Below are 9272 nucleotides of genomic sequence, written 5' to 3'. Positions count from 1 at the left end.
CGCCCACCACGCCTCCGCCGACCACGCCCACCCAGCCGGCCGAACCGGCGATCAACGCGCACCTGTCCATCACCAAGGCTGACGCAGCGCGCAGCGCGGGGCTGGATGGCAGCGGCGTGCGCATCGGCATCGTCGATTCGGGCGTGCAGCGCAACCATCCCACCCTGAGCGGGCGGGTGCTGGCCAACTACAGCTACGTGGATCCGCGCAGCAACAACCTCAACAACGATGACGTGGTCGGCCACGGTACGGCGGTGGCTGAACTGGCGGCGGGCAAGGCCTTCGGGTCGTGGCCGGGAGGCATCGCGCCGAACGCGCAGATCGTCTCGGCGCGGATCATTTCCGACACGCGGCCGACCGACGATGGGTCGGGCAACGGCAACGAGGTCGATGGCGCGCTTGGCCTGGCGGGGGTCCACCAGGACCTGATCAACCAGGGCGTGAAGATCATGAACAACTCATGGGGCGGGCTCTACTGGACCAACGCCGCGGCCACCGCGCCGATCGCGGCCGAGTACCGCCCCTTCATCATCGGCAACAACGGCCTGGTGGTGTTCGCCACCGGCAATGAATCCAAGGCCAACCCGTCGGACATGGCGGCGCTGCCCAGCCAGGCCGGCCCGAACAATTCGCGCCCGGCCGCCGACCTGGAACGTGGCTGGCTGGCGGTGACCGCGGTCGATTCCACCGACCCCAGCAAGCTGGCCGGCTATGCCAACGCCTGCGGCGTGGCGGCCAGCTACTGCCTGGCGGCACCCGGTGCGGCGATCTTCGTCAATCCGAATTACCCGACCGGCTCCACCCTGCTGTGGAACTACGGCACCTCGTTCGCCGCGCCGCTGGTGTCCGGTGCGGCGGCCGTGGTCTGGCAGAAATACCCGTACTTCAGCAACGACCTGGTACGGCAGACCCTGCTCGGCACCGCCACCGACCTGGGTGCGCCCGGCGTGGACAGCACCTTCGGCTATGGCCTGCTGAACATCGCCAAGGCCATCAACGGGCCGGCGAAGTTCGACTGGGGCAATGCCGTGGTCAACGTCTCGCAGACCGGCCTGGATTCGGTCTGGAGCAACGACATCAGCGGCAGCGGTGGCCTGGTCAAGCAGGGCGTCGGCGCCCTGGGGTTGTCGGGCACCAACACCTTCACCGGCGAAACCCGCATCGAGCAGGGCACGCTGGCGCTGCGCGATGGCGGGTCGATCACCTCCAACGTGGTCGTGGTGCCGCAGGCCGGCGTGCCCGAGGGCGCCGCGCTGCAGTTCATGACCGGCACCAGCCGGATCCGCGGCAACGTCGACAACGGCGCCACCGTCATCCTGCGCAATGCCAATACCAGCGCCACCATCGAGGGCAACTACCTGCATCGTGCCGGTGCACGGCTGAGCATTTCGCTGGGTTCCAACCCGCTGGAGATCACCGGCACGGCCACCCTGCAGGGCGGCGACGTGCACGTGGCCAGCATCGTCAGCGGCTACGTGGCCGCCGATGGCCGCACCCAGACCGTGCTGCATGCCGGACAGGGCGTCACCGGCCGCTTCGACGGGGTCAGCAACAGCCTGCCGCAGGGCACCCTGCTGCAGAGTTCGTTGACCTACGGCAGCGACAGCGTGGTGCTGGTCACCGACCGCATCAACGTCACCCAGGCCGCCAGCGTGGCGCGCGCTTCCAACGCCGCGCTGGCCTCGGCGCTGCGGGTGGAATCAGCGTTCGAGCGCCTCGATCTCGGCGCCGGCTCGGCCTCCTTCGCCGATGGCGCGGCCGCGCTGCAGCGGGTGGAAGGCAACCAGGCCCTGCAGGCCAGCCTCGACAGCCTGTCCGGCAAGGCGCATGCGCTGGCCGCGGCGGCCACGTTCGACAGCATCGACCTGGGCCGCCGTGCATTGTCGGCCCGCTTCGGCCAGGTCCAGGCCGCTCCGCGGCTGGGCGGCACCTGGCAGAACGCGCTGGGCGATGCCGGCCAGGGCAGCTTCTCGGCCAGCGGCACCGACACCCGCGGCTGGATGATGGGCCAGGACGTGGCGATGGGCGGCAACGGCGTGCTCGGCTTCGCCTTCGGCGAACTGCGCAGCTACAGCAACAGCAGCTGGGGCGGCGACCGCGGGCGTGACCGGCAGTCGCAGGCGCAGCTGTATGCGGGCTGGAGCAGTGGTGGTGCCTACGCGCTGGGCCAGGTGGGCGCCGGCCAGTTCACCCGCCAGATCGATCGCCAGCTGCTGCTGGGAGCTGGCCAGTACGGCGTCAATGCGCGCTACGGCGGCAGCTTCAGCATGGCCAGCGTGGAGACCGGCTACCGCTTCGGGTCGGCGCATGCAGCGCTGACCCCCTACGTGGGCGCCGACTACGCGCGGGTCGACAACGATCGCTTCAGCGAACAGGGCGGGCTGGGCTTCGGCCTGCGCACGCAGGGCGGTATCAGCAGCCGCAGCCAGGCCTTGGCCGGTGTGCGCGCCGAGCGCGAGTGGCGCGGCTGGTCGCTGCGCGGCTATGCCGAGTGGCAGCAGCTGTTGTCCAGCCAGGGCCTGGATGCGGATGCGAGCTTCGTCGGCGTCGACGCATGGGCACCGATGGCCGGCCTGCAGCCGACGCGTTCCGGCGGCCTGTTCGGCGTATCGGTGGAATCGTGGTTGAGCCGCAACACGCGGCTGGGCTTCGGCTACGACCAGCGCTTCGGTCCGCGTGGGGATCTGCGCCAGGTGGCGCTGCGTTACAGCGCCGCTTTCTGATCGGGGTTACCGGGGAATGCCGGCCGCTGGCCGGCATTCCCCGCGTCCCGCGGCCGGGCGGATCAACCGCCGCGCAGGTTGCCCAGGCGCGGGGTGCTGCGGCCCAGCGGCATCTTCAGCTTGCCGATGGACAGGATGCGCGCTTCGGCGATGCGGTCGGCCGCACGCTGCGGCGCGATGTTCTCGCGCTGGGACAGCTCGAAGATGCGCGTGAGGTTGTGGTAGATGCTGCGGATCAGGCGCATCGCGCGTTCACGGTTGTAGCCGTCGATCTCCAGCGACACGTTCATCACGCCACCGGCGTTGACCGCATAGTCGGGCGCGTAGAGGATGCCGCGCGCATGCAGTTCATCGCCGATCTCCAGGCTGGACAGCTGGTTGTTGGCGGTGCCGCAGATGATCTTCGCCTTGATGCGCGGCAGGGTGTCGGCGTTGATCGCGCTTTCCAGCGCGCACGGTGCGAACACGTCGGCGTTGACCTCGTGGATCTCGTCCGGCTTGACCGCCTCGGCACCGAAATCGCTGACCGCACGATCGACCAGGCTGCTGTCCAGGTCGGTCACGTACAGCTTGGCGCCGCGGTCGCGCAGCAGCTTGACCAGCTCCATGCCGATATGGCCCAGGCCCTGCACGGCGATGCTGGTCTTGCCCACTTCCTCGTGGCCGAACTTGAAGCGCAGCGACGCCATCAGCGCCTGCAGCGCGCCATAGGCGGTGAACGGCGCCGGGTCGCCGGAGCCGCCGTGGACCTGGTGCACGCCGGTCACGAACTGGCTTTCCAGGTAGATGTTTTCCATGTCGTTGACGTCGGTGCCGACGTCTTCGGCGGTGATGTAGCGGCCGCCCAGCGAATCGACGTAGCGGCCGAAGGCGCGGAACAGCACTTCGGTCTTGTCCACCTTCGGGTCACCGATGATGACTGCCTTGCCGCCACCGACATTGAGCCCGGCCAGTGCATTCTTGTAGGTCATCGTCCGGCTCAGCCGCAGCACGTCGGCCAGCGCCTCGTCGGTGCTGGCGTAGGGGCGCATGCGCACGCCGCCCAGGGCCGGGCCCAGGGTGGTGTTGTGGATGGCGATGATCGCCTTCAGGCCGGCATCCTGGTTGTGGCAGAACACAACCTGTTCGTGGCCGGTGGTGGCGAGGGTTTCGAATAGCATGGCGTCTCCGATGGCGCGATCAGCGGCGAACTGCAGCGAACTGCCAATGAACGGTAGGGTCCCAAAACAAAAAAAGCGACGTCGTCATGGCTGGGGGACGGGTCGCGCGGCGCCATTCTAGTCCATTCCCCCGGCATCTGCCGTGCAGATCCGAGCGGTCCGGGTTAAAGAAGATGAAAGTGCGGCCGATGCAGCGTCGACGGCAGGTGGCCGATGTGAAGAACGCGCAGGGGCAGTCAGTGGCAGCAGCAGTGCAACGACAGGGCCGATCCGGATGAGGCCGGCCTGGTGGCAAACGCTGGTGGGATGGGTGTCCCGGCTGTCCGGTACGGACCCGGTGCGCCTGGCGACGGCACCACGGCAGGCCGTGGCCGCCGCTGCAGCCAGCCTGCAGGGCGAGGCGCTGCCGCCGGCGGAGGTCGCCGCGCACCTGCAGCGTGGCCTGCATGCCCTGGCGCTGTACCCGCATCTGGCAGGTGAGCCGGCCACGCCCGGCCCGTCCGCGCTGGCCGACGCGGTGGACCGCGCGCTGCAGGACCGTGACTGGGCGACCCGGCAGCTGCCGCGGCGCCCGCAGCTGCTGCCGCAGCTGATCCAGACCGTCAATGACGAGGTGGCCTCGGCACGGGTGATGGCCGCGATCATCGGCCAGGACCCGGTGCTGACCGGCAACCTGCTGCGCATCGCCAACAGCCCGGCCTACAAGGTGCACGAGCGGCCGGTGGACAGCCTGCAGCGGGCGGTGACCCTGGTCGGCACCGAAGGCGTGCGGCAGATCATCAGTGCCGTGCTGGTGCAGCCGGTCATGCAGGTGCAGTGCGAGGTGTTCCCGCAGTTCAGCGCGATCATCTGGGAGCACGCGCTGCTGGCATCGCGCGCGGCGGCGGACCATGCGCGCACGGTCACCTTCGGCGATGCCTTCGCCGCGCAGTGGCTCGGCCTGGTGCAGGGGCTGGGCGCGGCGCTGGTGATGCGCCAGCTCCTGCAGGAAGCACAGGCACGCAACGAGACGGTGGCGCCGGCGTTGGCCCTGGACCTGCTGCAGCGCTGGTCGCTGCCGCTGGCCCAGCGCGTGGCGGCGGCCTGGGACCTGCCCGAACCGGTGCACCAGGCGCTGGCCGCCGATGCCGAAGGCCCGCTGGCCGACAGCCTGCGCCTGGGTAGCGCGGCTGCCGCCGCCAGCCTGCTGTGCCGGCATGGCCACGGCACCCAGGCACGCATGCTGGCGCTGCTGGAGCAGCTGCCCTCGGCGCCGCCGCACGCACTGCGCTGGATCTGGCGGCGCCTGCACGGGCGCAACGTGGAAACCCTCGACGAAGCCATGCACGACGCCCACGGCGAGGGCGGCGCGTAAGCGCTACAGCTGCGATTCCACCGGCAGCCAGCTGATGATGCGGGCGGTCGCACGCGCGCGCAGCGTGCTGCCGGGTTCGCGGCCCACCCAATGTGGCGGTGGCTGCCGTTCCAGCCAGCGCAGGTCATCGTCGGGACCCAGCGCCAGCCACCAGCTGTGCAGCGGGTCGGCCAGGCGCAGATATTCCTCGCGCAGCCGCGCTCCCAGCACCGGGTCATCGAACAGCACGCCCATTTCGGTGTTGAGGTAGGCCGAGCGTGGGTCGAGGTTGAACGAGCCGACGAAGCCGCGGTGGTCGTCGATGACGAAGGCCTTGGTGTGCAGGCTGGCGCCGCTGCTGCCGAACAGGCTGGATTCGCCGGGCTCACCGTGCGCCTTCAGTTCGTACAGCTGCACGCCGGCCTTCAGCAGCGGCTCCCGGTAGCCCATGTAGCCACCGTGCACGGCCGCCACATCGGTGGCGGCCAGCGAATTGGTCACCACGCCCACCTGGGCGCCACGCGCGGCCATCGCCGACAGGCCCTGCAGGCCATCCGCGCCAGGCACGAAGTAGGGCGACACCAGCAACGCGGTATGGCGGGTGGACTGCAGCTCTTCGACCAGCGCGCTGACCAGCCAGTCATCACGCGCATCGTTGCGGTGCTTCATCGGCGGGTCAGAAAGGATGCGAACGTTGGCGCTCCAGTGCAGCGGGTCCGGGCCCGGCTGGCGCTGCGCACGCGAATCAGCGACCCGCTGCAGGTAGGGCCGTGCCTTGGCGTGCAGCGCATCCCGATCGGACTGGCGCACCAGCGCGCGCAGCTGGGCATCGGTGTAGGTGGCCAGCGCGGCGATGGGAATGGCGGTGTCGCTGTTCCAGTAGTCGTCGAAGATGCGGTTGGCCTGTTGCACCGCCGGCCCGGCCACCACCAGGTCCAGATCCTGGAAATTCACGTCGTTGCGCGCGCTGAAATATTCCTCGCCGATGTTGCGGCCACCGACGATGGCCACGCGGCCGTCGGCGATCCAGCTCTTGTTGTGCATGCGGTGGTTGACGCTGAAAGCGCGCTGGATCATTTCCAGCGTGCGCGCGATGCCGCTGCGGTTGCGGAACGGGTTGTACAGGCGGATCTCGATGTTGGGGTGCGCATCGAGCGCCATCATCAGCGCGTCCTTGTCCTTGGCGTTCATGTCGTCAAGCAGGATGCGCACGCGCACGCCACGTTCCGCGGCGTCGTACAGGGCCTTGGCCATCAGGTGGCCGACCAGGTCGTCCTGCCAGATGTAGTACTGCAGGTCCAGGTTGCGCCCGGCCTGTTCGGTGATCTTCGCGCGTGCCGCGAACGCGTCCATGCCATCGCTGAGGAAGGCCACGCCGGATTGGCCGGGGTGGGCTTCCAGCTCGGGCAGCAGCTGGCGGTCGATGGCGGTCTGTGCCGGCTGCAGCGGCAGCACGTGCGAGACCGGCCCGTGTGCCTGTGGCGTCAGGTGGTCGGCCAGCAGCAGACCGGACAGCACCAGCAACAGCAGGGCGGCGATGATGATCGCAACGACGCGCAGCACGCGTCGCCAGGGCGGCAGGTACGGGCTCATGCCATCGATGGTAGATCCACGCCATGCGTGGATGCCACCAGCGCAGGCTCAGAACCGCTCGTCGCTGCCCAGGTAGCGCCACTGCGCCGGCGGCAGCGGCCCCAACGCCACGCGGCCGATGCGCAGGCGGCGAACCGCGGCCACCTGCAGCCCGGCGTTGCCCACTGCCGTGCGCAAGCCCTTGGCGGTCAGGCCCTTGCCGGCAAAGCGCAGGCGCTGCTCGTTCTGCCAGCTGACCTTGGCGCCACCGGATTCGTGCTGCAGGCGCGCCATCAGCCACGGCCCGCGCTCGGGCCCGCCCTCGGCCACTTCCACCAGGTATTCCTGTTCGGTGCGGCCCAGGTTGCGCTGCAGGTGGGCGAGGGTGGCAGGGTCCTGGCTGACCACGACCAGGCCGCTGTCGGCCGCCGGCAGCGATGCCGCCAGCTGCAGCCCATGGAAATGACGCTGCAGCGGACGGATGTCGCTCGCATCGAGCTCGCTGCGGGTGGCGCTGCTCACCATTGCGCACAGCGTTTCGGCGGCGACGTCGGCCGGCTTGTGCAGCAGCATGGTGACCCGCTCGGCCTTGGTGTCTTCGGCCTGTTCGGCCATCACGATCACCGCGCTCTCATCGACCTGGCGCTGGGGCTGTTCGACGACTTCGCCATTGACCGTCACCCAGCCGCCCTCGATGTAGCGGCGCGCTTCGCCGCGCGGGATGCCGAGCAGGGCGGCCAGGTGTTTGTCGAGGCGGGTCGGTTCCATGGCGGGCAGGTCGGTCAGGGGGCGCGCAGTGTAGCTGCTGCGGGCGGTCAGCGCTGGCTGCGGTTGGCCAGTTCGGTCAGGTACAGGCGGGTATCGAACTCGAGCTGCAGGTAATCCGGTTCCATGTGCTGGCACAGCTGGTAGAAGGCCTTGTTGTGGTCGGCCTCCTTCAGGTGGGCCAGTTCATGCACCACGATCATGCGCAGGAAGGCCGCCGGCGCCTGGCGGAACACCGTGGCGATGCGGATCTCGCGGCTGGCCTTGAGGCGGCCGCCGTGCACGCGGGAAATGGCGGTATGGGTGCCCAGCGCGTGCTTGATGACTTCCAGCGTGTTGTCGTAGCAGACCTTGTTCAGCGGTACCGACTTGCGCAGGTAGCGGTCCTTCAGGTCCTGCGTGTAGTCGTACAGCTGGCGGTCGCTGCGTACCTCGTGCGGGTCGGGGTAGCGCTGCTGCAGCCAGGGGCCGAGCTTGCCCTGGGCCAGCAGTTCGCTGACCTGGGCGACCAGGGGTTCGGGATAGCCGGTGAGGTACTTCAGGACAGCCATGCAGGGGCGGCGGGGCGTCGGTAGAATGGGACATCCAAGATTACACGCGGTACGCAACGACCATGGCAAAGCCCAACGCGCTGCAGGAACAATTGCTCAAGGCCGGCCTGGCCAAGAAGTCGCAGGCCAGCGCCGCTGCGAGCGCCCAGGCCAAGGCCCGCCAGGGCAAGGCGGAATCGACCTCCGCCGAGGTCCAGCGCGAAGCTGAACGCGCCCGCGCCGAGAAGGTCGAGCGCGACCGTGCGCTGGCCGCCGAGCGAAATGCGCAGGCCAAGCTGGCTGAACAGAAGGCGCAGGCGAAGCAGATCATCACCGCCCATGCCGTGCCCCACAAGGGCGATGACGAGTACCGCTTCAGCGACGGCGCGGCGATCCGCACCCTGCTGATCGACCCCAAGCTGCGCAAGGCGCTGTCGGTGGGCGTGCTGGTGATCGTCGCCCAGGGCGAGGGTTATGCGCTGCTGCCGCGTGCCGCCGCCGAGAAGGTGCGTGAGCGCGCCCCGGAAGCAATCATCGTCGACCACGGCCAGCCGGGCTCGACCGCCGAGATCTCCACCGGCAACGCCGAGGACGACGCGTACTACGCCCAGTTCCAGGTCCCCGACGACCTGGTCTGGTAGTCAAAAAGGGGACGGAGGGGATCAAGTCGTTTGTGCCACAAACGACTTGATCCCCTCCGTCCCCTTTTCGCGCTGCCGTTTGCGGCGGGGTGTATCGTCCCCATATCAGGCGACACACCTGCGGAGGATGGCCATGGCCACCGGATGGGCGGGAGACGGCGCGGTCCAGGACCAGATCGACGCCACCGTTGACGATGCGATTGCCCGCGCGCGGCGCCAGCTGCGGCAGGGCCCGGGTCTGGAACACTGCGAGGAATGCGACGCGCCGATTCCGTTGGCGCGGCGCGAGGCCGTGCCCGGCGTACGGCTGTGCGTGGCCTGCCAGCAGGCACTGGACGACGATGAGCAGGCGCATGCCGGCTACAACCGGCGCGGCAGCAAGGACAGCCAGCTGAGGTAAAGGGGGTTTTTTATTGCAGGGCTGCGCCCTGCACCTGCCGAAGCCGAAGCAAGATCAAGAGCGGCATTCCGTGGGATGGCGGGGCGGTGTGGGTGGTCAGGACACGCCGTAAACCCATCCCTGGGGGCTCGTAGGCGCCATCCATGGC

8 protein-coding genes are annotated in these 9272 nt (G+C 69.1%); 4 read left to right on the top strand and 4 right to left on the bottom strand.

The genetic code is table 11. The features are described 5' to 3' along the window. Positions 1 to 2723: autotransporter serine protease (locus IAE56_RS19465; protein ID WP_200753665.1), on the top strand; the 2723-nt coding region annotated here is incomplete at its 5' end. Positions 2724 to 2785: 62 nt separating this feature from the next. Here the strand turns inward: IAE56_RS19465 and IAE56_RS19460 are convergent. Next, a complete protein-coding gene (locus tag IAE56_RS19460; RefSeq protein WP_079222727.1) occupies positions 2786 to 3883 on the bottom strand; it encodes a Glu/Leu/Phe/Val dehydrogenase dimerization domain-containing protein in 1098 nt (365 codons plus the stop codon). A 274-nt stretch (positions 3884 to 4157) separates the two neighbouring features. Between IAE56_RS19460 and IAE56_RS19455 the strand changes: the two genes are divergently transcribed. Further along, entirely contained in the window at positions 4158 to 5237 is a 1080-nt protein-coding gene (locus IAE56_RS19455) for an HDOD domain-containing protein (protein ID WP_200753664.1), read from the top strand. 3 nt (positions 5238 to 5240) lie between these two features. Here the strand turns inward: IAE56_RS19455 and IAE56_RS19450 are convergent, their stop codons facing one another. From IAE56_RS19450 to IAE56_RS19440, 3 genes are read right to left on the bottom strand one after another with little or no spacing between them, the layout of a single operon-like run. Continuing rightward, positions 5241 to 6809, bottom strand: a complete 1569-nt coding sequence (locus IAE56_RS19450; RefSeq protein ID WP_200753663.1) for a phospholipase D family protein — start codon at positions 6807 to 6809, stop codon at positions 5241 to 5243. A gap of 48 nt (positions 6810 to 6857) precedes the next feature. Next, positions 6858 to 7556, bottom strand: coding sequence for an RNA pseudouridine synthase (locus tag IAE56_RS19445; protein ID WP_108769569.1), 699 nt, complete (start codon positions 7554 to 7556; stop codon positions 6858 to 6860). Positions 7557 to 7603: 47 nt separating this feature from the next. Next, positions 7604 to 8104 (bottom strand): M48 family metallopeptidase, encoded by a 501-nt coding sequence (locus tag IAE56_RS19440; protein WP_100473548.1) that lies wholly within the window; start codon positions 8102 to 8104, stop codon positions 7604 to 7606. Between the two features lie 62 nt (positions 8105 to 8166). Between IAE56_RS19440 and IAE56_RS19435 the strand changes: the two genes are divergently transcribed. Together IAE56_RS19435 and IAE56_RS19430 are read left to right on the top strand one after the other, a co-directional pair. After that, positions 8167 to 8724, top strand: coding sequence for a DUF2058 domain-containing protein (locus IAE56_RS19435; RefSeq protein WP_108769567.1), 558 nt, complete (start codon positions 8167 to 8169; stop codon positions 8722 to 8724). 133 nt (positions 8725 to 8857) lie between these two features. Beyond that, positions 8858 to 9124 carry a DksA/TraR family C4-type zinc finger protein gene (locus tag IAE56_RS19430; RefSeq protein WP_108770729.1) on the top strand — a complete coding sequence of 89 codons (267 nt, stop codon included), beginning with the start codon at positions 8858 to 8860 and terminating at the stop codon, positions 9122 to 9124. Positions 9125 to 9272: the final 148 nt, after the last annotated feature.

Origin of the sequence: Stenotrophomonas sp. S41 (assembly GCF_016624625.1) — a bacterium.
Taxonomy (GTDB): domain Bacteria; phylum Pseudomonadota; class Gammaproteobacteria; order Xanthomonadales; family Xanthomonadaceae; genus Stenotrophomonas.
This window is presented reverse-complemented; position numbering and strand designations above follow the sequence as displayed.